Here is a 26682-nt window from a genome sequence, read left to right as displayed (position 1 = left end):
CTTAATTTAAGTTACAGGCTTCTAGGCCTGACAGACGCATGCGCACTTCAAGCTCTGGTAATTTTCGTGGTGCTGCGCCTTCAAGCCCTTTGGCAAAGGCACGAATGTGCGCAGGCGTAGTGCCGCAGCAACCGCCAACAATATTAATAAAGCCCGATTTACCCCAATCTATAATCTCTTTTGCCATGTCATCTGCTTCTAAATCGTATTCTCCAAACTCATTAGGTAAGCCCGCATTAGGGTGAACAGAGACAAAGGTTTCGCACACGCGTGATAGCTCTTCAACGTATTGGCGCAGTAAATCTGGCCCAAGAGCGCAATTTAAGCCAATTGAAAGCGGCTTAATATGGCGAATAGAGTTATAAAATGCTTCGGTGGTTTGCCCTGAAAGCGTGCGGCCTGAGGCGTCGGTGATAGTGCCTGATATCATCACTGGTAATGTACGCCCTGCTTGTTCAAACGCCTCTTCTACCGCGAATGAGGCGGCTTTTGCATTTAGGGTGTCAAATATGGTTTCGATAAGTATTAAATCAGCGCCGCCTTCCATTAATGCAAGAGTAGACTCCACATACGCAGTCACTAACTTATCAAAGGTGATATTACGATAGCCAGGGTCGTTTACATCCGGCGATAACGAACAGGTTTTAGATGTTGGCCCTAACACACCCGCTACATAGCGCGGTTTTTCTGGGGTTTTAGCGCTAAATTCATCACATACAGTACGGGCTAACTTAGCTGACTCTAAATTAACTTCACGGCTTATGCTCGCCATGTCGTAATCTTCCATCGAAATAGTGGTCGAGTTAAAGGTGTTGGTTTCGATAATATCGGCACCGGCGGCTAAAAAGCTGCGGTGTATATCAGTAATTATTTCAGGCTTGGTTAGGCTTAATAAATCGTTATTACCTTTAATAAGCACGTGCCAATCTTTAAAACGTTCACCACGGTAGTCTTGCTCTTCAAGCTTATGCGCTTGGATCATGGTTCCCATTGCACCATCTAAAATTAAAATACGCTGTTTGAGCGCAGCGCTTAGCTGTTCATGCTTATTGTTTTGAGGATTATTCGGCATAGTTGTTAGTCCTTACGTCTTGGCTAACTAAGTTAATATCATAGGGTGTGGTTTGGTAAACGTAATAATTTAACCAGTTTGAAAACAGTAAAAACGCGTGGCTTTGCCATGTTTTAGACGGTTGTTTGCTGGCATCGTCATCAGGAAAATAGTTTTCAGGCTTTGGCGCATCGGGACTTTTTTGTAAATCGCGCTCATATTCGGCTTTTAAACTGTCGGCATCGTATTCGGGGTGGCCGGTAATAAACACTTGGCTGCCCGATTTATTTTTAAGCAAATACGCCCCTACTCGTTCAGAGCCCGCTAATACCACCAGCTCTTCACAGGCGTTTATTTTATTAATATCTATGTGGCCATAGCGTGAGTGGGGTACTAAAAAGGTATCGTCAAAGCCGCGGGTAAGTGCACCATGGGCAAAGTAACATTGATGGGTAAACACCCCGCAGAGTTTATTGTCTTTTAAATCGCGCTTTAAATTATAACGGTGGTATAAGGCCGCGTGGGCAGCCCAGCACGAAAACAAGGTAGAAGTTACATGTTGCTCGGCCCAATCAATAATTACTTTGAGCTCTTCCCAATACGCTACTTCTTCATACTCTAGATGTGCGAGCGGTGCACCGGTAATTAACAGTGCATCGTAGTTGTTGTTTTTTACTTCTGAGAAATAACGATAAAAAGTATCTAAGTGTTGCTCTGAGTTGCTACTACTGCGGTGCGTATCAAGGCGCAATAGCTCAACATTTACTTGCAGCGGAGAGTTAGCCAACAAGCGAATAAACTGTACTTCGGTTTCTACTTTATTAGGCATCAGATTAAGAATAGCCAAACGCATAGGGCGTATTTCTTGGGTTTTTGCACGCGTTTTTGGCATTACAAACACGTTTTCATGACGTAAACGTGCAATAGCTGGCAATTCGTCTTCTACTGTAATTGGCATTCTTAAAGCTCCTGCTCATAAAAACCGAGAGTTAATACGCTCTCATTATGAACAGAATGCCAAAAATATCAACCTCTAGATGTATGGATGTCTAAATGAAATTTAGGATAGTAAACGAAATTTATAGAAGCACTTAGAATTATTAAGTAATATTTTTTGAGTTGCGCTACCAGAGTCAGTAGCGCATGCGGTTTTAAAAACGATAATTTATAGAAAAGTTAAGAGCATAGATATTACCTTGAATTGCATCAAAATACTGGTATTCTGCAATTGCCTGCCAGCGTTGGCTTAACATGTAATCAACCCCCGCCCCAAATGTTTTGCCATCCTTATCGTAATTTTCCTCTGTAATGAGAAACTGATTTGTGTTTGAGCCAATAACTTCTTTTGCAAAACGGCTGTAGTCATCGTTATAGCTCAACTTATTTCTAGCGTATCCCGCAAATAAAAATACACCAACTCGGGAAGAAACTGGGTAATTAGCTTTTAAAAATATGCTTGTTTGTAATTGTAAGCCGGAACCAACTTGAGTATGTACAGGTTCGGAAGTAATTTTTCCTGTCAATGGTTCTTGAGTATAAACATCCCCATTTAATGGCGTTGGCTCCTCATTTAAACCAATACCCAAACGCCCTTCTAGTGCAAAATATGGTGAAAACTGATAACCTACTTGAGTATAAAACGTTGTAAACTGCAGGCTATCCCCTTCATAAACATCGAATTCGGTAGAGCCTAAGCCGAACCCTTGATAAGGTCCATTCACTCGCATTATCTCAGCGTTACTCGCAACTGAGTACCCTCCCAAAATTATTGCGCTTAGGGATACAAGCCATTTTAATTTCATAATTATTCCTTTAGTTTAGTATCTGGTGATGTTTTAAATACCTTTTATAAACGCCTAAACGCTCAATATAAAAATTCAAGTTGTGTTACGACAAAAGTGAAACCAAATTACAGCTCTAAAATTAAGATGTGCGCTTTTAAGAAAACGCAAATCAAGTTAGACTTAAACTTATTCATTATATTTTTCTTCTAAACAACTGTTAACACTATGCAGTTATTTAAATACCCATACAATTGATCAATACAATATAAAACAATTTACTACACTTTCTTACAGCCTACTTATTTTTGAAAAGCTACGCCATTCGTTGACTGTTTCACCTGTGAGCCACTACAATACAGCATTGAAATTTTTATTATTATTTGAAGGCTTCTTCCATGGTTTTACCTGATAAGTTTATATTCTCGATGAGTCGAGTATCTAAGGTTGTGCCACCAAAACGCACTATCTTAAAAGATATTTCGTTGCATTTTTTCCCAGGCGCAAAAATTGGTGTGCTAGGTTTAAATGGTTCTGGTAAATCATCACTACTTCGCATTATGGCGGGTGTTGATGAAGAGTTTGAAGGTGAAGCTCGCCCTCAACCAGGCACTAAAATTGGTTACTTACCGCAAGAGCCTGTTTTAGACGAAAGCAAAACAGTTCGTGAAATTGTTGAAGAAGCTGTAGGTGAAGTAAAACATGCCCTTAACCGCCTTGACGAAGTGTATAACGAATACGCAATGGAAGGTGCTGACTTTGACGCACTGGCTAAAGAGCAAGGTGAATTAGAAGCGGTTATTCAAGCCCACGATGGTCATAATATCGATAACGTTTTAGAGCGTGCTGCCGATGCACTTCGTTTACCTGAGTGGGATGCTAAAATTGAGCACCTATCGGGTGGTGAGCGCCGTCGTGTTGCTATTTGTCGTTTGTTACTTGAAAAACCAGACATGCTGATTCTCGATGAACCAACTAACCACTTAGATGCTGAGTCGGTTGCATGGTTAGAGCGCTTCTTACATGACTACGAAGGCACTGTTGTGGCAGTAACGCATGACCGTTACTTCCTTGATAATGTAGCAGGTTGGATTTTAGAGCTTGACCGTGGTGAAGGTATTCCGTGGGAAGGTAACTACTCTTCTTGGCTTGAGCAAAAAGATGCCCGCTTACAACAAGAGCAAAAATCTGAAAAAGCACGTCAAAAATCAATTGCACAAGAACTTGAGTGGGTGCGTTCAAACCCTAAAGGTCGTCAAGCTAAGTCAAAAGCACGTATGGCGCAGTTTAGCGAGCTACAACAGTCTGATTACCAAAAACGTAACGAAACCAACGAATTATTTATTCCACCTGGGCCTCGTTTAGGTGACCAAGTATTAGAAGTAAACAACTTACATAAAAGCTTTGGCGACCGCGTTTTAATTGATGACTTAAGCTTTAGCATGCCTAAGGGCGCTATTGTGGGTATTATTGGTGCCAATGGTGCAGGTAAATCAACGCTATTTAAAATGTTAAGCGGTGAAGAACAGCCAGATAGCGGTAATATCAGCATTGGTGAAACAGTGGAACTGGCAACAGTTGATCAGTTCCGTGGCAACATGGACGAAAGCAAAACAGTATTCCAAGAAATCTCTGACGGCCAAGATGTACTAAAAATTGGTAACTTTGAGTTCCCAAGCCGTGCTTACGTTAGCCGTTTTAACTTTAAAGGCAACGATCAGCAAAAGTTTGTTAAAGACTTATCTGGTGGTGAGCGCAACCGTTTACACCTAGCTAAACTGTTAAAAGCAGGCGGCAACGTAGTGCTTCTGGATGAGCCAACTAATGACTTGGACGTTGAAACATTACGTGCTCTTGAGAATGCTATTTTAGAATTCCCAGGTTGTGTAATGTGTATATCGCATGACCGTTGGTTCCTTGACCGTATTGCTACACACATTTTAGATTACCGCGACGAAGGCCAAATTAACTTCTTTGATGGTAACTACACTGAATACGAAGAGTGGCTTAAAAAGACTCTTGGAGCAGAAGCTGCACAGCCTAAGCGCATAAAGTATAAAAAAATTGGCTAACAGCCACAGTGAATAAGTTAAAAGCCCTGCATTTAATGCGGGGCTTTTTTATACGAGCTATTTTTATCTTTAAGCAAATTGGCGTGTTGGGCATTACCAGCTATGCTTATTATAAATAACAGCTTTATAAGATTATTATGCAAAACCGTCGGCAATTTTCTCGTATTATGTTCTCTACTGCAGCGCAATTAGTTATGGCTAGCAGCCAGTATGAATGCACTCTATTAGATATCTCTTTACATGGTGCGCTTATTACTAAAAGCGATACATTTACTGGGAACAAAAATGACGAAGCAGTACTACGTTTTACTTTGCCACAAAGCGATATTGAAATAAAAATGCCGGTGGTTATTCGTCACATAGAAGAAAATCATATTGGTCTTAAATGCCACAGTATTGATATAGACAGTATCACGCATTTAAAGCGTTTAGTTGAGCTAAACCTTGCCGATGAAACATTATTACACCGCGAGCTTGAAACGCTTATTCACCAAACATAAATAGACGCACTGCGTGAAGTTGATTACCATAACCAAAAATAATTAAACGACGCAGATATGAGTTTGAACCCCAATCTACCTTTAGTTTATCATCCTAACTACTCGTTTAGTTTTGATCCCAAGCATCGCTTTGTAATGAGTAAATTTGCTCAGCTACACCAGCATGTTAAAACCCTTGGACTTGCTGGCAGTAATATCACAGAACCACCACATGGTAGTGTAGAAGAGCTAGAAATAGTACATTGTGAAAACTACATTCACGATTTATGGCATAACCGCCTAGATGAAAAAGCCATGCGCCGTATTGGCTTGCCTTGGTCACAAGCACTAATGAACCGCACATTTACCGCTCCGTTGGGAACACTGCAAACCGCGCGTTTAGCACTTGAAACTGGACTTGCGTGCCACTTAGCAGGCGGCACTCATCATGCCCACAGTGATTTTGGCTCGGGTTTTTGTATGGTTAACGATTTAGCTTTTACCGCACAAACGTTAATTCAAAACCGGGAAGTTACCAACGTACTGATTTTTGATTTAGATGTTCACCAAGGCGATGGCACCGCAGCTATGCTGGCTCATCAACCATATGCGTTTACCTGTTCAATACACTGTGAAAAAAACTTCCCATTTAGAAAGTCCCCTAGCGATTTAGATATTGGTTTAGCTAATAATATGCAAGACGCTGAATATTTAGGTATTGTTGACGATACACTGCAATTTTTATTAAACGAGCTTAACCCGGATCTTGTTTTATACGATGCTGGCGTTGATATTTGGCAAGAGGATGGCTTAGGCAAACTGGATATTAGTTGGCAAGGGATAGAAAAGCGCGATCACTTAGTGCTTAAACGCTGCCTTGCAAATAATACTCCTGTTGCCACTGTGATTGGTGGAGGCTATGACAGAGATCATCAGCGCCTAGCAAAGCGCCATGGCATTGTTATAGAGCAAGCGGCTAGTTTTTAATTATATTTTTAACTGACTTGGCGTAATGCCGGTCCAACGCTTAAATGCTCGGCGAAAGTTAGGAATATCATAAAATGCAAGCCGATCAGCCACTCGTTCATTACCTTGCTGGCACACCCCCAGTAAATGCAGAGCTTTAAGTTTATTTTGCTCATCTTGTAATTGAGAGTAACTGACACCGTGTTGTTTTAACTTACGTTTAAACGTAGCAGAGCTCATGGCAAAATGCTCAGCACTGTTAGCAAGGCTGTTGTTTTTATCACGGTAAATGCGCTGGCACACAGCCTCAACAAAAGACTGTGATACATTCTTATGTAACTCACTTTGCGCTATGCACTGCAGCCACCTAAGCTGACTAGCCTCTGGGTTTGTGCACTTAAGTAGTTGTTTATTAAAATGCCAACGGGTATAGGGTTGTTCAAACCGTATTCGTAAGCCTAAGTGCTGCTCATATTCTTGAATATGCCGAGGGCGTTTACAGGTAAAGTCAAAATAACAATGTGGATACACATTACATACTCGTTTTAGTAAGCTCATTAACGCAGCGCTGTATATTTCAAAACAATAATTTTTTAATGACTCGTCAATACCGATACTCGGTTGCAAGTACAGATATAAATCGTCTTTAAATATATGCCTACGGGTAAATAATAAAGGGGCAATAACGGTACTAATTTGTTGTAATTGCTTCAAAGCCATACCTAAACTGGGGCTTAAACGCACACTTTGCACTGCTGGGCTAACGTCATTAACCAATTGATGACCCAGTAAAAAGCCACTATCATTACTCTTCATTAAGGCTTTAAACTGGCTAATTAAAGCCAATAACTGCGATAAACTAAAGCGCTGTGATAGATCATATAAATCTTGCTCAAAAATACCCGTACCACGCAGCAATTTATGCAGCGGGATCCCTCGCCCTTGAGCAAGTTCCACCAGCGCAGTGATCATTCCCTCCGCGCTGAGGTATTTATCATCTAGGCTAATATACTGCTGCACCTACAAGCGCCTTTTCTTGTTGTAATTGTTGATGTAACAGGCTGGTTTGCTGCACTGGATCTTGCGCTAAATCCATTGCCATGGTGGCGGTTAAAATATGCTGAAACTGTGCGCCTTTGCTTTTTGCGACTTTAAACGCACAATGGTTAAGCGCCGCTTTCATTTGCGCTAGTAATTCTTTGGCTTGGCTTTGGCTGGTATTCGGCATAAGCACAATAAAGCAATCGCCAGCATAGCGACAAAGCACATCATTTAACCGGCAATTCATTACTAATAAATCACTAATCTCTCTTAGTAACCTATCACCTTCACTAAAACCAAACTGCGCATTAAACTTTGCAAAATCACGAATATCAATAACACCTAAAGTGCCGCCTTGTTGCTCTGTTTGTTGTTGCTGCATGAGTGAATGTAAGTAGTTAACTCGGTATAACCCTGTTACCGGACAGACTTTTTCATGCTCTCGAAGATGCGCTTCACGACGACGCAATTGACGATTTAAAACAAATTGCTCTTGATGCCAATAATAAAGCCCTGCGCTGGTAAGCGACATACCAAACGGCGCTGGTAGTGACTCAAACCAGGTGAGCCATAATTGTGAAGGTTGTTTTAACCACTCATCAAGTAAATCGAGTGTGGCTGAGAACATAAACAAACCTAAACCTAATACTAATAAGGTAGTTACTTTGCCTGACGGGCGTGAAATTAGTAACGCAACTATCCAGCTGAGGGTCATCAACACTATACCGCCCTCACCAACAATATCGAGCCACGCAATTTCTTGCCATTGCTTAAGTTCGCCAAAGTAAGCGCATATTGCTACAGCAATAACCAATAATAAAATTATGGTGTTGGTTAATTTTGCATGGCTGGTAAATGGGTTATATCGCATTGTTTAAGTCTTCTAAGATTTACACTATTACGTATGCTAGCGCGGTACTGATTTATTAGGCAGAGTCATTTTGGCTCATTGATATGACATTGAGATTAAAGTTTTTAGGTATTTAACCTAGTAATAACCATTTTTAGTGCGCTGGAGCCGTGTTTAAACAGCTCAAATGTCTGTTTAAAAAGCGCTAAGTTGGCGTTTTGTCAGGAATTAACTGTAAAACTGTCACATTAGCGTCATTAACTTTTTTTAGTTTGCTCACCAAACCAAGGACAACCGGAGCAAATCAATGAAACAATTTAAGTTAAATGCTGTTGTGGCGGCATTAGCACTGAGCCAATTTAGTATTATCGTGAATGCACAAGAACAAACACCACCAAGAGAACCTGAAGTAAAGGTTTCTGAAGAACTTGTGGTCTATGGTGAGATTGGTTATCGCAACCGCTCGCAAGAACTAGCGCCAACGCTTGAATATTCACAAGAATACTTTCAACGTTTTGAACCACTCACCGCCGGTGATGCACTAAAGCGTGTTCCTAGTGTTACTTTTTTATCTGACGTACTTGAATCAGACGGCGCTCGTATGCGCGGCTTAAGCCCTGCTTACACAAAAGTACTTATTAATGGCGAAGAAGTTCCGGGTGCCGGTGCTGACCGTTCATTTTTTGTGGACCGTATCCCAGCAGAATTAATTGAGCGTGTAGAAATTATTCGTTCATCTAGTGCCAACCGCTCTGCCGATGCCATAGCAGGCACACTTAATATTGTACTTCGCGATGGCTACAGCTTAGACGGTGGTTATATTCGCGCTGGTGGCTTACGTTACGATGACGGCGAACTAAAAGAAAGCTTTGCGGGCGTTTACGGTACTGAATTTGCAGGTGGCCGTTTACTCGTAGGTGCCAATTTACAAGGTCGTTATAACCCAAAACAAAAATCAAGCAGACGTTATGGCGATAGCCCTGAAAATAACCCTAATTACGCTACAGACGATTTTGATAACCGTGAAGATCAATCTGATATCCGTGATGGCGATGACACCTCTTTAAATGCCAGCTTTGAAAAGGTGTTTGATAACGGTGGCAAGTTTGATATTAGCGCCATGTGGGTTGATACCGACCGTACCGAAGATGAGCGCTCTTTTGAATACGACGACGCATCTGCAACCTCAGGCTCTGTCGTTGAGGGTGGTAATTTAATCTCAGATAACGCAAACGTTTCGTTTATTGATCAAACCAACTACAACATTAATTCTGGCTATGAATTACCACTACTGGGCGGTACCAGCAAATTTAAGTTAGGTTATGCCAGCTTTGAAGAATCAGTGTATGAGCAAGAGGTTGAACTTGATACGTCAGAGCTCCCAATGGTGTTTGAAGAAGCTGAAGAAACCGTTGATATTGATGATAAAGAGTGGTCATTACAATGGCAGCACAGCTTACTGGTAGGTGACTCGAAAGAAGTTCAGTTTGGTGCTTTTGTGCAAGGTAAAGAGCGCGATACCGCCATTTTTGTCGCTGAAGATGAGCTGGAAAAAGACTTTACCAATTGGGATCAATTCTCTCAGAATCCACTGACTCTTGCCGGTTTTAATAACGAATTTGAACCAGTAGACGGCGGGGTTAATAAACTTGAAGAAGACCGTTTTGATTTATTTGCGCTAATCAAACACGAAGCGGATGTGTTCTCGTGGGAGATGGGTGTGCGCTGGGAGTCAACTGACTCAAGCATTACCGATACAAATGAAGGCGTTACTGCCGAAAACGATTATGACTTTTTCTTACCGTCGGCTCACTTTCGTTACAGCGTCAGTGATAACGGACGAGTCAGCGCCTCTGTTGCTCGCAGCTTACGTCGCCCTGACTTTGACTACATGACACCCGCCCTACTTGAAGAAGAGCTCGCTGATAATGACTTTTTAGGCAACCCAAGCCTTAAACCAGAATCATCTTGGGGTATCGATTTAGGTTACGAATACCGTTTAGGTAAAAGTGGCGTTGTCGGTGTAAACGTATTTTACCGTGACGTTAGCGACCTTATTGAAATTGCCAGTACAGGTGTTGAAGGCTCAGAAGGCGAAGGCACATTTGTACTGCAACCACAAAATACTGGTGATGGCACAGTACAAGGTGTTGAATTTGATTTATCAACCCCACTGAGCGCCTTAAACATGCCTAACACAGGTATCTTCTTAAATTACTCTTGGCTCGACAGTGAAGTTGAAGACAGTTTTGGTAAGCGCAAATTTAATGACCAATCGGATTATGTTTATAACGTTGGCTTTATCCAAGATTTACCAACACTACGCGCATCATTTGGGGCAACGTATCGTAACCAAGGTGATGCATACGGACGCTTCGTGGGTGAAGAAGTGACAACCTCTTACGGTGCTGATTTAGAGCTTTTCGTTGAAAAGCGCTGGGATGACATCACTCTACGCCTTGTCGGTTCAAACTTACTGGATGCCAGCAAAGACGAAGTTTTCAATAAGTTTGACTCGCTTGATGATCAAAACAATCGCGCCTTTGATGAGTACGAGCTTGAATCGGAAGAAGCAGGCCCTGTGATTCAAGTAATGCTGCGTTACGCATTCTAATCACACGTATTGTCATTTTAAGCACGTAATGGCAAACCATCGCGTGCTTTTTTGGAGTTAAAACATGTTTAAATTGTCTTTCATAATGGCCGCGATACTGTGCTCATCAGCGCTTAGTGCAGACGAGCCTGTTGTTTATAAAGATGCGCTATACCAACAACAAAAAATAGCTAAGTTAACTACGTTGCCTAATAGCCTTAACTTTATGGTTATTGGTGATTGGGGACACAACGGCCACTTTTACCAAAAAGAAGTCGCTCATCAGCTAGAAATTGCTATGTATCAAACCGATGCCGATTTTATTGTCTCGACTGGCGATAACTTTTACCCAAATGGCGTGGCAAGTGTGAACGATCCTCTTTGGCAATCAGCCTTTGAGAACATATACCATGGCCCGCACACATTTGAAGATTGGTATGTTGTTTTAGGTAATCACGATTACTTGGGTAATGCCCAAGCACAAATTGACTACACCGAAAAAAGTCAACGTTGGCAGTTACCTGCAAGGTACTACAGTAAAACATTTTCGCTTGAAAACAACGAGCAAGTGTTAATGGTGTTTTTAGATACCAACCCAATTCAGCCTGAATATAAAGACCGTGATAAATACCGTTCAACCCAAGGACAAGACTATAAAACCCAACTTACTTGGCTTGAAACCCAACTTGCTGGCAGTAACGCAAAATGGAAAATTGTGGTAGGCCATCACCCGCTTTATTCAAGTGGTAAACGCTTTGGCCGCAACCAAGGGCTTCGCGACATTTTAGAACCTATTTTGGAGCGTCATAACGTGCACGCTTATATCGCAGGGCACGAGCACGACTTGCAATACAACCAACCAAAAAATAGCAAGGTGGCTCACTTTGTCTCTGGTGGTGGCAGCGAAGCGCGGTTTGTAAAACAACGTGAATTTACCCGCTACGCAGAAGCAACACCTGGTTTTTTAAGTATCTCTATCAATGGCGAAACTCTCAGTGTAAGCGCGATTAATCACCTTGGTGAAGTACGTTTTAACACTGAAAAGCACATAGATAAGTAAAGGATAAAATAATGAACTTTAAACTAAATACAATTTCAGCGGTACTATCAAGTGCTGTGCTTGTAACTGCGCTTAGCGGTTGTACAAGTAATGACGATAACCAAAACACGACAGAAATAGCAAAGCTGGCTGTTGAGGCTAAGTTATTTGGCCCACAACAAAACATGCAAGGCTCACAAGCAGCAGCGCTAGGTAATAATCAATGGCTAATGGCGAGCGAAAGCCAGGGCTTATTACTTACCGATAACGAGAAAAGCAGTGTGTTGTTAGCCGGTAACTTTGAGTCAATTTCACTAAAGCAATTATCAGCGCAGCAGTTTTTACTCGCCAGCCTTGATAAAAGCCAAGACAACGTAGCCATTTTTAAGCTTACAAAAAATGGCCAAACTTGGCAGCTAAATGAACTCACTCGTATTAGTCCGCCTCAAGCTCAACCTGATGCTGTGTGTTTATTTAAAAACAGCAATACCGAGACTGTATCAGCGTTTGTGCCAGATGTTCGCGGCTTGATCAGCGAAACGGTTATATATGATTTAGCCACTAACCAAGCTAAAAATATCGCAGTACGTGAATTCTCTGCGGTCACTGAGGCTTCAGGCTGTGCTGTTAATGATGACACAAAAACCCTGTATGTGGGTGAGGCAGAGCTCGGAGTGTGGGCCATTAATGCTGATGCAGAATCAGATGCCAATAAGCAGCCTGTGGCTTTAGTACAGCCATACGGCGAATTAAACAGTGAGATTGGTGCCCTATCAGTATCACAAGATGGTACTTTATGGCTGAGTGCCACTGATGGTAATGTGGTTTATGCTTACCAAGCTCAAACAGACACGCTTAGCCAATGGTCACTGGCAGGTGAGCACACTATTGAGTCTGTTGCAGCGAGCTTTATCAATGACAGTCAAGCCCAGCTGGTATTAATTGATGATGAAACAGGCGCTTACATTCAAGCAAACGTTAACTACGCAGCGCAAACTTCTGTCTCAAATAGCAAAGTTGCTATGACTCATCTCCATGCCAGCGCACAAACCACACCGGTTGCAGCGTTTGGTGATGCAGCAGATGACCCAGCAATTTGGATAAATGAGCAAGATGCTAAAAACAGCTTAATTTTAGGCACAGATAAACGCCGCGGCTTGATGGTTTATAACCTTGCTGGCAACAAAGTACAGTCGCTCAATATAGGGCGTTTAAATAATGTTGATGTGCGCCAACATCAAGGTATAAACAACGAAACCCATACGTGGATCACTGCCAGCAACCGTACGCTTAACAGTATTAGCGTATTTACTGTTGATGGAGAAAACAAAGTAAACCATGTAACAGAAATAGCCACTAACCTACCTGAGATTTACGGTATGTGTATGTATTCGTCTGATTCTGGCCATTACGTGTTTGTTAATGATAAATCAGGTTTATTCCAGCAGTATAAACTCACTGGTGATCAAGATAACCTAAGCGGTGAACTGGTTAGAGAGTTTACCCTACCAAGCCAACCTGAAGGCTGTAGTGCTGATGATAAACTAGGCCAATTATTTGCAGGTGAAGAAGATGCAGGTATTTGGTATATCGGTGCAGAGCCTACCGCTGGTAACAAAGCAGTAAAGCTACAAAGTGTTAATGAGCAACTGGTGGCAGATGTAGAAGGTATGGAAATTTATCATGCTAATGATGGGCGCTATTTAGTAGTCTCAAGCCAAGGCGATAATAGCTATGTGCTTTACAACATATCAGATGACACACAGCCTAATCTAAGCTTTGCAGGTAAATTTAATGTAATTGCTAACCTAGATAAAGGCATTGATGGCGTAGGTGAAACGGACGGCTTAACCGTTACAGCAAAAGCTTTACCAGGTTACCCTGAGGGCATGCTTATAGTGCAAGACGGCTACAACCGCATGCCATTACAACCACAAAACTTTAAAGTTATTGACTGGCGCGAAGTGAAAAAAGCAATTAAATAATAGCTAACTCTAAATATACTGATACACACTAAAGTTTTAGTGTGTATCACGTTTAAGCCTTACTAAAATTTAACTAAAGATAATTTTTTATAAATGTATACTACACTTTATATCTATAAATTAATTGAGGTTATTATGCGGCTACCCTACTTCGTATCTTTATTTATCAGCATTGTATTTTGTACCAGCTCGCTTGCTAGTGCCGAAGAGCCACCAGAACTTCCGCCATTAAACCCCAAATATGAAGCAGAGCATGCCATGGTATTGGTTAATAAAGGTTCAAGTGTATACGCCATTAACATTCCAAGCTTTGAGCTTCCCTTTGATATGCATGTTATGTACAAGGTAGATGTATCTGATATTCCATTTTTAGATTTAGTACGTGATGCTGAGTTAGTTACCGTAAAATCAAAGCCGTTTAATATTCAACGCTTAATGCGAGGCGAAGAAGTCGCAATTACCGCAGATGTGTATCTTGGAGATTATAGACAAGGAGGTAGCTTAGTTTACAGTGATAAATTAATAGAGCTTAGCGAGCAGTTATTTACTCGTGAGCTAACTGATTTAAGTCCAGCCTCGAAATGGCAACAGTACGACATGGTTACGCTAAAAAATAACGAGCGCATTTACATTCACCAAATAACTCAGCCACCAAGCTATCATCATATTATGTTTGTTGATTTAAGTGGTGCCTGTTTACAAAAGTTTCGCACCTCAACTGAAGTGCCCTCTGCTGGTGAGCTCAATTATAAGTTTATAAATTGTGGCACATTGAAACCGATGTTTTATGATGCTGAAAGCTTAAGCAAATAAGCTTTATTTGAAAACGTGTTCAGCAATCAATTCAAGTCCAGCTTGCATCGCCAAAGTTGATTGCCCAGCAAATCCTAAACGTACATAACTGTGTTGCTTAGGTATTAAGCTACGTTCTGAGTCTTTAAAGTAAAATTCAGGCTCAACCTGTACATACACGCCTTTACTTTGCAGTACTTGCTTTAATTGGTCCACCGGTTTATTTAAATTAACCCACATCGCCATGCCACCGTCGGGTTTTATATATTCAATTGGATAGCCTGATAATTGCAGCTGCGTTAGATAATCACCCATCGCTTCATAGCGCTGCTTATAGAGCTTTGTCATACGCTTTAAATGGCGTTCAAAACCACCTTCTTTCATCCAGTGTGCGACAGCTAATTGCATAACCACATCATTTTTATGGTTCGTTAGCTGCTTCCATGCGGTTAATTGTGCGATTACCCCAGGCGCTGCACAGATATAGCCAATCCTTGCTGCTGAAAACATAATTTTTGAAAACGTTGATAGATATATCACAATGCCTGCGGGGTCATCGGCAGCCATGGGTTGCAAAGGCTGGCAACGGTAGTGAAATTCATGGTCGTAGTCATCTTCAATAATCATCACATTATGGGCATAACACAGCTGATAAATTTGTAAGCGCCGGGTGGGTGATAAGGTCACCGTCGTTGGGTATTGATGCAGTGGCGTTAAATACAGAAGTTTAATGGGATAGCGTTCAAGCTGAGTTTTAAAATCATCAACACACAACCCTTCATCATCTTGTTTTATATCTATAAGCTGCGCGCGACATGCTGCAAATGCTTTACGAGCAGGCGGGTAACCTAAGGTTTCGGTTGCAACATAATCGCCTTTATTAATAAAGGCTTTTGATACTAAAAAAAGCGCTTCTTGAGAGCCATTACACATAAGAATGTCGGCTGTTTTTAGGTTTCGTGCTTTGTGTAAATAATGACTAATTTGCAATTTTAAATTAGGCTCCCCAGCCACATTGCCATAGTGAAATTGGCTGGTATCTAAATGATTAAACACATGACTTACAGAGCGTTTAAATTCTTTATAGGGAAAGCGTGTTAAATCGGGTAAGCCTCCAGCAAAGTTATAAGCATAGTGATTTAAGTCCATTGTAGGTTCTGACACCGTAAGCGTGGTAGCAAATCGATACGGCTTAGGAGCCAATGCTTGAGACTGGGCAGTGTTTATACTGTTTTGAATAGGCAATGTATTGGTAACGCTGTAGCCTGATCGTTCATAGGATTCCAACCATCCTTCTGCGACAAGAAGTTGTAGGGCATTCATTATTGTATGACGGTTTAATCCGTACGCTTGTGCCATATCGCGTGCAGAGCTGAGTTTGCTGCCAGCGAGAATGTCCCCTTTTATAATCGACTCCCTAAGTGCATCTGCTATTTGCAGGTATTTAGCTTTACTCTGGCTAGTGAGCTTTATATTAAGTGGCTGCATAAACACCTTCCAAACTGGTATAGGTAAAAATTAAATTTTGGTTGTTTTTAACAAACCAATAAAGCGTACATTTGTTATGAATAAATAGCAAAATATGGGGCTTATAATGTTCACAACGCAAATTCATCAAACCAACAAGGTTGCCTTAGAGCCACTTAAACTCAAACATCTCGAGGGTCTATATCAAGCAGGTAAACACCCACAAGTTTGGCAGTGGGTATTAAGTAATTACACACAAACCCAAGTTAAGTTGGAGCAATGGTTTACACATAGCGCGCAGTTTAATCAAAACGAGCAAGTGGTTTTTGCCATTATTGATAAACATTCACAGCAAGTTGTTGGCACAACCCGTTTATTTAGGTTAGACAGTAACAACTTAAGCGCTGAAATTGGCCATACTTTTATTAGCTTCACTGCACAGCGAACATACGTAAATACGCATGCAAAATATTTACTTCTGAGATATGCATTTAATCAACTTAATTTAGTACGGATTAGTTTTAATACCCATGAGCACAATCAACAATCACGCAATGCCATTGCCCGTTTAGGCGCTAAGTATGAAGGAATAGCCCAAAAAGACCGACGTCTAGAAGATGGTTCATATCGCAACACCGCAAAATTCAGCATTATTGACGAGCAATGGCCAGCTATAAAGTTACGACTTGAGGAGCTATTATAATGTACCCACCCGAGCACTTTATGCAAAAAAATACCGAGCAATTGCATGCGCTTATTAATAATTTTCCATTAGCAACAATTTTTATGCCCTGCTCAAATAGTCAATTAAATAACATTTGTCATGTACCTATGTTATTCAACTCTTTAGAAAATATGTTTATTGCACATGTAGCAAAGCATAATCCACTATCAAAGCTTGATAATAAACAGGTGAATTTACTCTTTAATAGTGACAATTGCTATTTATCACCCTCCTATGCGGATAATCAAACATTGCCTAGCTGGCTTTACGCATCGGTGTTAGTGACTGCAAAAGTACATATTATTAAAGATGAGCTAAAAAAAGATCTCGTAATGCGAACCCTTACTAGTCATTTTGAGAAAACATTTGAGCCTGAGTGGAAAATTGATGAAGTGCCTGAGCAGCATCGCAATACAATGTATCAACACCTGAGTTTTATAGAGCTTACGCCAACTCACTGGCAAGGTAACTTCAAACTCAGTCAAAATAAATCAGCCGCTATAAGAAATAAAATAAAACAAAGTCTGGTAGATGCCAATAAGCACTCAATAGCGGCCTTATTTTAGGAATGAAAAAAGGCTCCTCGCAATGCTCAGAGCCTTTGGTTAACTTTGGGAATTAACTCGGTTCATTGATCGTTTTAGATCAGTTTAGCGCCACTAACTGTGGCGCAATTGTTTGATAGTCTACCGCCATGGCAATACTCAAAGCGGTAATATTAATAATTGAAAACGCAAACACTTGGCGTGCCCAACGGGTGGTGTCTATGTTGTAGCGATACCCTCTAAGTGCCATAAGTAACCACCAAAAACTGGTGATACAGGCAACGGCCATAAAGGCAGCACCGGTATAACCACTAATTGGCAATAGCATCACCACTAAAGCATATACGGCAATATAAAGCACAATATGGCGCTTAGCTTTATTAACACCTTGTGCCACGGGCAATACTGGAATATTAGCGGCTTGGTAATCTTTAAAGCGAAAAATAGCAATTGCATATGAGTGCGGCATTTGCCACAAACTAAACATCACCAGCAGTATTAATGCGCCCATATCGAACACACCCGTAACGGCGCAATAGCCAACAACAGGTGGAACTGCGCCCGACAGACTACCAATAAAGGTACCGTAAACAGAGTTGCGTTTCATGTAGAGGCTGTAAACCCCTACATAGATGACATAGCCAAAGACGGCAAAAAATACCGCCGCTTGAGTGGTAAAGGCAATTAATAAGCCAAAGCCAATTAGCCCTAATAACACGCCATGGCTTAAAGCGGCTTTTGCAGACATTTCGCCCGTTACAGTCACACGTGAGCGAGTACGCGCCATGGCAACATCAATGTCTCTATCAATAACATTGTTTATGGCACATCCCGATGCAACAACAAGCGATAAACCAACCAAGGTAACCAACATTAACCATGGGTCTATATCACCGCGGGCGGCGAGTAAAAAACCACCGGCAACGCTGATCAAATTCCCCATAATAATACCTGGCTTAGTAACAGCTAAATAACGACGAAACATCTGAAACCTCTAATACATCATCATTGCGTTTGATTCATAAATGATCCAAACAGACAGTCCAACCACCATGACGATGATCAACGCGCTAAACAAGAAGGTAAAGGTATTTGCTTTACCTTCATCAGTGGTGAAATTAAGGTGTAAAAAGTATTTTAAATGCACCCAAATTTGCACGATTGCTAAAGTAACGATACTCCAGAGTGTGGTGACCTTTGAAAAGTCGCCCTCCATCACCATCCAAAATGGAATGGCCGTTAAAATCACAGATAAGACAAAGCCAATCAGGTATGTTTTAACACTACCATGTGACTGATCATGATGTTGGCTTTGCATTTGCTCTAAAGCATGTGTTTCGCTATGGCTCATTACATTGCCCCCATTAAATAAACAACGGTAAATACACAAATCCACACAATATCTAAAAAGTGCCAAAATAAGCTTAAGCAACTTAAGCGCGTGACGGTTTGTTTACCTAAACCGCGCTTAATCACCTCAATCATCATTATGCTCATCCAGATAAGGCCTGCAGTTACATGTAAACCATGCAAGCCCACTAATGAGAAAAACGATGTTAAAAAAGCACTTTGCTGTGGGCCATTGCCATGAACAATTAAATGATGAAACTCATAAATTTCCATACCAATAAACACCGCGCCTAAACAAAAAGTGACCGCGAGCCAACCAAGCGTCAGCGCCTTTTTTTGCCCTTGAGCGGCAATCATGGCAAAACCAAAAGTAATACTACTTATAAGTAGCGCCGCAGTTTCAACGGCAACAAAATCAAGCTCAAAAATATCTTTGCCCGATACACCGCCTGCGGTGTTCATATAAAGCACTGCGTAGGTTGCAAAAAATGAGGCAAATAAAAGGCAATCGGTCATTAAATAAAGCCAAAAGCCAAAGATTGTATCGCCTGAGGTATCGTGATGTTCATGCGTATGACTTACGCTATGAGGCTCTAAATTTACATGGCCTTGAGTTGCAGATAACGTACTCATGCGCTTACCTCCTTCGTGTTACTGGCAATATGCGCGCCTTCAATTTGTAATATTTCATCGTTTTGCACGTAGTAATCTACATCACTGGTGTAAGCACGGTTAATAAACAGCGCAATCGCGCCAATAAAACCAAGCCCTGCTAGCCACCAAATATGCCAGATCATGGCAAAACAAAACGCCGTTAAACTCGCAGCAATAAACACACCCGATGCGGTATTTTTTGGTATATGAATTGGGCTATAGCTAGATTTACCTTGATAAGCTAGGCCTTTTTCTTTCATGTCAGTCCATGTATCAATATCATCAACATGCGGGATTTCAGCAAAGTTATAGTACTGCGGTGGTGATGACGTTGACCATTCAAGGGTGTGACCGTTCCAAGGATCGCCAGTGGTATCATCAAGCGCTTCGCGGTTTTTAAAGCTCACATATAGCTGAATAACTTGGCAAATAATACCGAACATAATAATCACGGCACCCACCGCAGCAATATAAAGCCAGATATTCCAATCAGGATTATTAGAGTGGTTTAAGCGACGCGTCATGCCTAAAAAGCCGAGTACGTACAATGGCATAAAGGCTACGAAGAAACCGATTAACCAACACCAAAATGACGCTTTACCCCAACGCTCATCAAGCTTAAAGCCCATTGCTTTTGGAAACCAAAAAACAAACCCGGCTAAGTAGCCAAATACTGCGCCACCAATGATGGTGTTATGGAAATGAGCGATTAAAAATAAGCTGTTATGCAATACATAATCGGCACCAGGGATTGCCAGTAATACTCCCGTCATACCACCAATACTAAAGGTAACCATAAAACCAAGCGTCCACAGTACGGGAACAGTAATGCGCAAACGGCCACGGTAAATAGTAAACAACCAACTAAATAACTTAACCCCAGTAGGCACAGCTATGACCATGGTCATCACCCCAAAGAAAGCATTTACATTAGCGCTTGAGCCCATAGTAAAGAAGTGATGTAACCATACAATAAAACCAAGAATAGAAATGGCACCGCTGGCATATACCATCGATTTATAACCAAATAAACGTTTACCAGTGAAGGTCGACACTATTTCAGAGAAGATACCAAAAGCTGGTAATACTAAAATGTATACCTCTGGGTGACCCCATGCCCAAAACAGGTTGATATACATCATGGCGTTACCGCCGGCTTCATTAGTGAAGAAGTGGAAATCTAAATAACGGTCTAGCGTTAGCATGGCCAGCACTGCGGTTAAAATTGGAAATGATGCTGCAATTAAGATATTTGCCCATGTACATGCCCATGTGAAAATTGGCATTTTCATCAGTGTCATACCAGGGGCACGCATTTTAAATACTGTCACTAGGAAGTTAACAGCGGTTAATAGCGTACCGAGCCCCGATATTTGCAAGGCCCAAATATAATAATCGACCCCCACCCCAGGGCTAAAGGTCAACTCCGACAACGGTGGGTAAGCAACCCAGCCTGTTTTAGCAAACTCACCAAATATAAGTGATAAATTTATTAAAATGGCGCCACTGGCAGTAAACCAAAAACTTAAATTATTTAAAAATGGAAAAGCCACATCGCGAGCACCAATTTGCAGTGGTACAACAATATTCATTAAACCAATCATAAATGGCATCGCCATAAATATGATCATAATAACGCCATGAGCGGTGAATATTTGGTCGTAATGTTCTGGTGGCAGATAACCTGGCGCGCCACTGGTAGCAAGCGCTAACTGCGCACGCATCATAATAGCATCAGAAAAACCACGAAACAGCATTATTAGCGCTAATAGAATGTACATAACGCCTAAGCGTTTATGATCAACCGAGGTGATCCAGTCGCGCCAAAGCACACCCCATTTTTTATATTTTGTTATTAATCCAGCTATAATAAGCCCGACTATAGCAATCACCGCCATGGTCACCATGATAATAGGTTCATGAAACGGAATTGCATCTATAGATAATTTACCTAAAAACGACATGATTATTCCTCGCCCTGGCTGTGTGATGATGGCATTGTATGATTACCCATTGCCTGATGCTCATTACTCATCTGCTGATGTTTACCCATCGAGTGGTGTTTTTTGTTCATATCGCCATGCGCCTGCATGTATTTCATCACTATGGTATGGAATAAACCGTCATCAACCTTGCCATAATAAGCGACAGGATTGTTTTCACTCGCTTTGGCAAGCTCAACATAATTGGCATGAGTAAGGCTATTAGCGTTGGTTTTAACCTGTTCAACCCACTGGTTAAAGTCAGCTTTTGTTGGCGTTGCGATGGCATTAAATTTCATACCAGTAAAACCCGCACCACTGTAATTAGCCGAAAAGCCTTTAAACGTGCCTGGCTCATTAGCGATTAAATGCAGCTTAGTTTCCATGCCCGCCATTGAGTAAATTTGACTACCTAACTGGGGAATGAAAAACGAGTTCATGGTACTTTCTGACGTGATTTTGTATTCAACCGGAACATTAGCAGGAAATACCAATTCGTTTACCGTGGCAATACCTTGTTTAGGGTAAATAAATAACCATTTCCAATTAAGTGACACCACTTCAACAGTTAAGTGTTCACCTTTACCCTCTATCGGTTTATAAGGGTCAAGCTCTTGAGTTGACTGCCAGGTGATCACACCTAAAATAACAACAATAACAATAGGAACCGCCCATACAACAGCCTCAATCTTATTAGAGTGAGCCCATTTTGGTGCGTAAATTTCATGGTTTTGTGTGTCTCTGTATTTCCAAGCAAAATATAAAGTCATCACAATAACGGGGATCACAACTAACAACATAAGCACAGTGGCGATGATGATCAGATTTTTCTCATCAATACCTATCTGCCCTTTTGGGTCGAGTACCCCGCCATTACAGCCTGATAAAATCAGCGCCATACTAGCTAAAGCAATATTAAAAAGGTTACGAATTAACAAGGGACTATCCTAAAACCTAAAGAGTTTTTATTAGCTGCCAAAAATAGTTAGCAACGATATTTGATAAAAACCCAAGTTAATTAAAATTGAATTACAAATAATGCAGAGCGCATGCAAGCATAAAGTATTGACCACTGGCTTAATAAAAAACACCTAGCAGAACCAACCCAGCTTTTTTAAACACATTAATATAACGCAATAAAAATTAACTTGGGTGAGGTGTGGTTGGCTGAGAGTGAGTAAAACACTAAGCTACATTGAAAGTAATCGTTATTTACAGCAAGAATAAATAATTAGATACCACAGGTGTAACCTATACCCATAAAAATTAATGGGTAAACAGACAACCTGTAAAGCTAGGTGGAGCACGACAACCATGTGCAGCTTGCACGGGTTGCTGAACTTTAGCCTCGCTAAAAGCAAAGGCTGCTTTACGGAGGATTATTCCAGCACGACGCGCTGGAAACATGTGGAACAATAGCCAACAAAGGCCAATAAGTAACTGACACGATAAGATAGGATGAGCTAAGAATTCGGCAATAGTCAGTAATAATGGCTCTATAAAAAAGCCATCACTGATCAATGCTTCAAGCCTAAAGGCATCCTCAATAGCGCCACTAAGCAACATAACGGCATTAAAAACTAATAATGTTATAGCCACACTCACGCCTCTTTTCGCTTTATTAAAGCGCTCATGCAACACTGACTTATCTAAGGTAAGCAAAGCGCTGGTATGAAACAAAAAAAATGAGTTCAAAAACATTAACCTATTAAAATGACTAATAACAAAATTTGGCATACACCGTGGCAACAAAAACAGGTTGCAGCCGTAAAGCCTTATACAGTGACATGAAATACAGTCTCAACGCATTAGCACTATTTGGCTAAGCTAGTTTTGATCAGCATCAATAGAACTTTCAAAACTTACTGAAAGTTCGGGCATGAGTATAACAAAGAGAGTTTTCTGTTCAAGATAAAAACACGATTATTTTATCAGCTGATGATTTATTTATGGCGATATAAATAAAAAACCTCCCGTAGTGAGCTACGAGAGGTTTTTTGTTTAAACAGAAATAAATCTATTTAAAGAATTTGGTTTTCTTTCCATACTTGCTCTTTGGCTAGACGCTTTTTGCGTTTATCGCATGGATCATCGCAATCACATGCTTTATCAATACCTACAGAGCCTAAGCCTCCGCAGCTACTCGCCATCGATTTTCTTTGAACTATCATGCCTATCGCCATCGCAGCGACAATTAAAATAAGTAAGCCAAAGGTTAGAAAAAAAAGTGACATTGCTTAGCCCCTATTGTTCAGCAATAAAATGAGCTCAAATAGCGTATTTGAGCTCCTTACATTATATACCCTCATGCTAAGGATATAAACCTAAAGACTATAAATAAGGCTTAAACGCAGGACTTGAATAAGTGACTAAACCATCAGGCGATTTAGCAATTAAATACACTGGTAAATCATGCTGCTGCGCATAACGTTGTGCTTTTTCCATTCCCATAACCGTTAAAGCAGTCGCTAAACCGTCGGCCGTCATAGCGCTAGGGTGTAAAACTGTAACAGAAACTAAGTCATGCTTAATTGGCATCCCTGTCATAGGATCAATAAGGTGAGTATAGGTTTCGCCATCCATTGTATAAAAGATTCGATAATCACCCGAGGTGGCAATACCGTTATTACCTGGTGCAAGTACACGGTGTACTTTTCGCTCACCTGGGTTAGCATCAGGTTGTTCAATTGCTATTCGCCATGCTTGATTGTCTGGTTTTGTACCAGCAATACGTAACTCCCCGCCAATCTCAACCATGTAATCTGTAATGCCTTTGCTTTGTAATAGCTCAGCCACTTTATCAATACCATAGCCTTTTGCTGTAGCTGAAAACGACAATTCTAAATCAGCCATCGTTTTTGCTAAGCCTTGCTCGTTAAGGACCAGCTTATCTATACCAATGTTATTGATCATATTTGCCAGAGCTTCATTCGTTGGGCGCTTTGTTGGTTTTTTATCTGGGCCAAACCCCCATAAATCTATCAACGGCCCCATAGTCACATCTAGGGTCTTAGTTGAATTACCTATACGCATAGATTCACTAATAACTGCCCTGAAATCATCACTGATTGGCATTACTTCGTTGGCATCTAAACGGTTAAAGGTGTTTATTTCAGAATCTTTAATATAGGTCGACATAGACTGGTTGATATCAACTAAAACCGCATCGATTTCTGCTTGTACTGCTTGAGGGTCAACTTGCTCAGCGTAAAACTTAATGTGGTAAGTTGTACCCATCGTTTTACCTTCTAAGTAGGTTTCCTCTGGGACTGATTTTCCACATCCAGATAATAGTAAAGTCAGCGTGATTATAAATAAGGCGATTATGCCCTGGGGAGTATTTACTTTGTTCATAACAACCCTACTTAATAGGTTAAAAATTAATATAAAAAAGCCTCGTCACATAAAATGCGACGAGGCTGGTATTTTAACTAAATTTAATCAGTTTGGGTATTAGCCACCGAAATCATCTAGTAAGATGTTTTCTTCTTCAACACCTAAGTCTTTAAGCATAGTGATAACAGCCGCATTCATCATTGGAGGACCACACATGTAGAACTCACAATCTTCAGGCGCTTCGTGATCTTTAAGATAGTTCTCAAATAACACGTTATGGATAAAGCCAGTGTAGCCTTCCCAGTTATCTTCTGGTTGCGGATCTGAAAGCGCAGTGTGCCAAACGAAGTTTTCGTTTTGCTCAGCTAGGCCGTCAAAATCTTCAACATAGAACATTTCACGTTTAGAACGCGCACCATACCAGAAACTAATTTTACGCTTAGAGTTTAAACGCTTAAGTTGGTCAAAGATATGTGAACGCATTGGTGCCATACCTGCACCACCACCTACGAATACCATTTCAGCGTCTGTGTCTTTAGCGAAGAACTCACCAAATGGACCAGAAATAGTTACTTTATCACCTTCTTTAAGTGACCAAATGTACGAAGACATTTTACCACATGGTAGGCTTAGGTTTCTTGGCGGCGGCGTAGCGATACGCACGTTAAGCATGATGATGCCTTCTTCTTCTGGGTAGTTAGCCATTGAGTAAGCACGAATTGTTTCTTCGTCTACTTTTGACTCCAGATCGAAGAAACCAAAATGGTTCCAATCGCCACGATACTCTTCAGGAATATCGAAATCTGCATATTTAACATGGTGAGCTGGCGCTTCGATCTGGATGTAACCACCCGCACGGAACGGCACTGACTCGCCATCAGGAATTTGTAGCTTAAGTTCTTTAATGAACGTCGCTTTGTTATCGTTAGAGATAACTTCACAATCCCATTTTTTAACACCGAAAATTGACTCTTCAAGTTCAATTTCCATGTCGTTTTTAACATTAACCTGACACGCTAGGCGACAACCTTCACGTGCTTCACCTTTAGAGATGTGGTCAAGTTCAGTTGGCAGAATATCACCGCCGCCTTCTTTAATGTGTACGCGACACTGGCCACAAGAGCCACCGCCACCACATGCAGAAGATACGAAAATACCTGACTCAGATAGTGCACCTAATAGCTTACTACCTGCTGATGTTTTAATGGCTTTGTCTGCATCGCCATTAATGCCGATGATGATATCACCGCTTGCAACTAGCTTAGATTTAGCACCAATGATGATTAAAACTAGTATTACAACGATAGCGATAAAAACACCAACGCCTAAGAAAATATCCATGATTGACCTCGCTATTATTACAGTGAAATACCAGAGAATGACATAAAGCCAAGACCCATCAAGCCAACAGTGATGAAGGTAATACCTAAACCACGTAAACCATCTGGTACGTCTGAATACTTCATTTTCTCACGGATACCTGCAAGTAATGTAATTGCAAGCGCCCAACCCACACCAGCGCCAATACCATAAACAACAGACTCGCCGAAGTTATAGTTACGCTCAACCATGAAGGCTACCGCACCAAAAATTGCACAGTTAACTGTGATTAGTGGTAAGAAAATACCTAATGCGTTGTAAAGCGGTGGGAAGAACTTATCTAATGCCATTTCAAGAATTTGCACTAGTGCTGCAATAACACCAATGAAAGTTAAGAAACGTAAAAAGCTAAGATCTGCTTCTGGGTAACCAAGCCACTCTAGTGAACCTGGTGCTAATACCGCATGGTAAACCAAGTTGTTAACCGGTACTGAAATACCTAATACAACAATAACCGCTACACCTAGGCCAATTGATGTAGTTACTTTTTTAGACACGGCTAAGAAAGTACACATACCTAGGAAGAATGCTAACGCTAAGTTTTCAATAAAAACGGCTTTTACAAATAAACTAATATAATGTTCCACTTATCGCC

At 41.0% G+C, this 26682-nt stretch carries 25 protein-coding genes; 9 read left to right on the top strand and 16 right to left on the bottom strand.

Going from position 1 to position 26682, the window contains the following annotated elements; all coding sequences use genetic code 11:
* Nucleotide 1 precedes the first annotated feature (1 nt).
* The 3 genes from FLM54_RS04355 to FLM54_RS04345 all read right to left on the bottom strand — a co-directional run bounded on the left by FLM54_RS04355 (nucleotide 2) and on the right by FLM54_RS04345 (nucleotide 2853).
* The gene (locus FLM54_RS04355) at nucleotides 2-1072 is read right to left on the bottom strand and encodes a homocysteine S-methyltransferase family protein (RefSeq protein WP_178955385.1); all 1071 of its coding nucleotides are present in this window, start codon (nucleotides 1070-1072) and stop codon (nucleotides 2-4) included.
* Nucleotides 1062-2009: a homoserine O-succinyltransferase gene (gene metA / locus FLM54_RS04350; RefSeq protein WP_008111930.1), complete on the bottom strand. Its 948-nt coding sequence runs from the start codon at nucleotides 2007-2009 to the stop codon at nucleotides 1062-1064. The genes FLM54_RS04355 and metA overlap by 11 nt, the downstream gene beginning before the upstream one ends.
* A gap of 193 nt (nucleotides 2010-2202) precedes the next feature.
* The gene (locus FLM54_RS04345) at nucleotides 2203-2853 is read right to left on the bottom strand and encodes an outer membrane beta-barrel protein (protein ID WP_178955383.1); all 651 of its coding nucleotides are present in this window, start codon (nucleotides 2851-2853) and stop codon (nucleotides 2203-2205) included.
* Between the two features lie 377 nt (nucleotides 2854-3230).
* On the opposite strand from FLM54_RS04345, the gene ettA reads away from it, so the two are divergent.
* The 3 genes from ettA to FLM54_RS04330 all read left to right on the top strand — a co-directional run bounded on the left by ettA (nucleotide 3231) and on the right by FLM54_RS04330 (nucleotide 6370).
* Nucleotides 3231-4904 carry an energy-dependent translational throttle protein EttA gene (ettA, locus tag FLM54_RS04340; protein ID WP_178955381.1) on the top strand — a complete coding sequence of 558 codons (1674 nt, stop codon included), beginning with the start codon at nucleotides 3231-3233 and terminating at the stop codon, nucleotides 4902-4904.
* Between the two features lie 137 nt (nucleotides 4905-5041).
* Nucleotides 5042-5404 carry a PilZ domain-containing protein gene (locus tag FLM54_RS04335; protein ID WP_054202042.1) on the top strand — a complete coding sequence of 121 codons (363 nt, stop codon included), beginning with the start codon at nucleotides 5042-5044 and terminating at the stop codon, nucleotides 5402-5404.
* 57 nt (nucleotides 5405-5461) lie between these two features.
* Nucleotides 5462-6370, top strand: a complete 909-nt coding sequence (locus FLM54_RS04330; RefSeq protein WP_178955379.1) for a histone deacetylase — start codon at nucleotides 5462-5464, stop codon at nucleotides 6368-6370.
* On the opposite strand, the gene FLM54_RS04325 is transcribed toward FLM54_RS04330, so the two are convergent.
* Nucleotides 6371-7369, bottom strand: a complete 999-nt coding sequence (locus tag FLM54_RS04325) for an AraC family transcriptional regulator (protein ID WP_178955377.1) — start codon at nucleotides 7367-7369, stop codon at nucleotides 6371-6373.
* Complete coding sequence (locus tag FLM54_RS04320) at nucleotides 7353-8261, bottom strand: GGDEF domain-containing protein (protein WP_109875604.1); 909 nt, start codon at nucleotides 8259-8261, stop codon at nucleotides 7353-7355. The genes FLM54_RS04325 and FLM54_RS04320 overlap by 17 nt, the downstream gene beginning before the upstream one ends.
* A 286-nt stretch (nucleotides 8262-8547) precedes the next feature.
* On the opposite strand from FLM54_RS04320, the gene FLM54_RS04315 reads away from it, so the two are divergent.
* From FLM54_RS04315 to FLM54_RS04300, 4 genes are all read left to right on the top strand, one after another.
* Nucleotides 8548-10854, top strand: coding sequence for a TonB-dependent receptor plug domain-containing protein (locus tag FLM54_RS04315; protein WP_178955375.1), 2307 nt, complete (start codon nucleotides 8548-8550; stop codon nucleotides 10852-10854).
* Between the two features lie 64 nt (nucleotides 10855-10918).
* Nucleotides 10919-11893, top strand: a complete 975-nt coding sequence (locus FLM54_RS04310) for a metallophosphoesterase (RefSeq protein WP_178955373.1) — start codon at nucleotides 10919-10921, stop codon at nucleotides 11891-11893.
* Between the two features lie 11 nt (nucleotides 11894-11904).
* Nucleotides 11905-13857: a phytase gene (locus FLM54_RS04305; protein WP_178955371.1), complete on the top strand. Its 1953-nt coding sequence runs from the start codon at nucleotides 11905-11907 to the stop codon at nucleotides 13855-13857.
* Between the two features lie 135 nt (nucleotides 13858-13992).
* A complete protein-coding gene (locus FLM54_RS04300) occupies nucleotides 13993-14670 on the top strand; it encodes a hypothetical protein (RefSeq protein ID WP_041709101.1) in 678 nt (225 codons plus the stop codon).
* Nucleotides 14671-14673: 3 nt separating this feature from the next.
* Here the strand turns inward: FLM54_RS04300 and FLM54_RS04295 are convergent, their stop codons facing one another.
* Complete coding sequence (locus FLM54_RS04295) at nucleotides 14674-16137, bottom strand: PLP-dependent aminotransferase family protein (RefSeq protein WP_178955369.1); 1464 nt, start codon at nucleotides 16135-16137, stop codon at nucleotides 14674-14676.
* Nucleotides 16138-16243: 106 nt separating this feature from the next.
* Here FLM54_RS04295 and FLM54_RS04290 point away from each other — a divergent pair, with 106 nt between their 5' ends.
* Nucleotides 16244-16819 carry a GNAT family N-acetyltransferase gene (locus FLM54_RS04290; protein WP_010391105.1) on the top strand — a complete coding sequence of 192 codons (576 nt, stop codon included), beginning with the start codon at nucleotides 16244-16246 and terminating at the stop codon, nucleotides 16817-16819.
* Nucleotides 16819-17406 (top strand): FMN-binding negative transcriptional regulator, encoded by a 588-nt coding sequence (locus FLM54_RS04285; protein ID WP_178955367.1) that lies wholly within the window; start codon nucleotides 16819-16821, stop codon nucleotides 17404-17406. Before FLM54_RS04290 ends, FLM54_RS04285 begins: the two co-directional genes overlap by 1 nt.
* Nucleotides 17407-17485: 79 nt before the next feature.
* Here FLM54_RS04285 and cyoE read toward each other — a convergent pair whose 3' ends face one another.
* The 10 genes from cyoE to nqrE form a co-directional block, all read right to left on the bottom strand.
* Nucleotides 17486-18370, bottom strand: a complete 885-nt coding sequence (gene cyoE / locus FLM54_RS04280) for a heme o synthase (protein WP_178955365.1) — start codon at nucleotides 18368-18370, stop codon at nucleotides 17486-17488.
* Between the two features lie 9 nt (nucleotides 18371-18379).
* On the bottom strand, nucleotides 18380-18736 hold the full coding sequence (gene cyoD, locus FLM54_RS04275; protein WP_008111918.1) for a cytochrome o ubiquinol oxidase subunit IV: 357 nt from the start codon (nucleotides 18734-18736) through the stop codon (nucleotides 18380-18382).
* The gene (gene cyoC / locus FLM54_RS04270; RefSeq protein WP_008111916.1) at nucleotides 18736-19368 is read right to left on the bottom strand and encodes a cytochrome o ubiquinol oxidase subunit III; all 633 of its coding nucleotides are present in this window, start codon (nucleotides 19366-19368) and stop codon (nucleotides 18736-18738) included. The genes cyoD and cyoC overlap by 1 nt, the downstream gene beginning before the upstream one ends.
* A complete protein-coding gene (cyoB, locus tag FLM54_RS04265; protein WP_178955363.1) occupies nucleotides 19365-21353 on the bottom strand; it encodes a cytochrome o ubiquinol oxidase subunit I in 1989 nt (662 codons plus the stop codon). The genes cyoC and cyoB overlap by 4 nt, the downstream gene beginning before the upstream one ends.
* A 2-nt stretch (nucleotides 21354-21355) precedes the next feature.
* Nucleotides 21356-22309: a ubiquinol oxidase subunit II gene (cyoA, locus tag FLM54_RS04260; protein WP_178955361.1), complete on the bottom strand. Its 954-nt coding sequence runs from the start codon at nucleotides 22307-22309 to the stop codon at nucleotides 21356-21358.
* A 328-nt stretch (nucleotides 22310-22637) separates the two neighbouring features.
* Nucleotides 22638-23072: a hypothetical protein gene (locus FLM54_RS04255; RefSeq protein ID WP_372239237.1), complete on the bottom strand. Its 435-nt coding sequence runs from the start codon at nucleotides 23070-23072 to the stop codon at nucleotides 22638-22640.
* A gap of 320 nt (nucleotides 23073-23392) precedes the next feature.
* A complete protein-coding gene (gene nqrM / locus FLM54_RS04250) occupies nucleotides 23393-23605 on the bottom strand; it encodes a (Na+)-NQR maturation NqrM (protein WP_010391098.1) in 213 nt (70 codons plus the stop codon).
* Between the two features lie 97 nt (nucleotides 23606-23702).
* Nucleotides 23703-24725: an FAD:protein FMN transferase gene (locus FLM54_RS04245; RefSeq protein ID WP_055011636.1), complete on the bottom strand. Its 1023-nt coding sequence runs from the start codon at nucleotides 24723-24725 to the stop codon at nucleotides 23703-23705.
* A 99-nt stretch (nucleotides 24726-24824) separates the two neighbouring features.
* On the bottom strand, nucleotides 24825-26048 hold the full coding sequence (nqrF, locus tag FLM54_RS04240) for an NADH:ubiquinone reductase (Na(+)-transporting) subunit F (protein WP_008111899.1): 1224 nt from the start codon (nucleotides 26046-26048) through the stop codon (nucleotides 24825-24827).
* Nucleotides 26049-26065: 17 nt separating this feature from the next.
* On the bottom strand, nucleotides 26066-26674 hold the full coding sequence (nqrE, locus tag FLM54_RS04235; protein WP_006791490.1) for an NADH:ubiquinone reductase (Na(+)-transporting) subunit E: 609 nt from the start codon (nucleotides 26672-26674) through the stop codon (nucleotides 26066-26068).
* Between the last annotated feature and the right edge of the window lie 8 nt (nucleotides 26675-26682).

This window comes from Pseudoalteromonas sp. Scap25, assembly GCF_013394125.1.
Taxonomy (GTDB): Bacteria; Pseudomonadota; Gammaproteobacteria; order Enterobacterales; family Alteromonadaceae; genus Pseudoalteromonas.
Note: the sequence above shows the minus strand (reverse complement) of the source record. Positions and strands in the feature narration are given on the sequence as shown.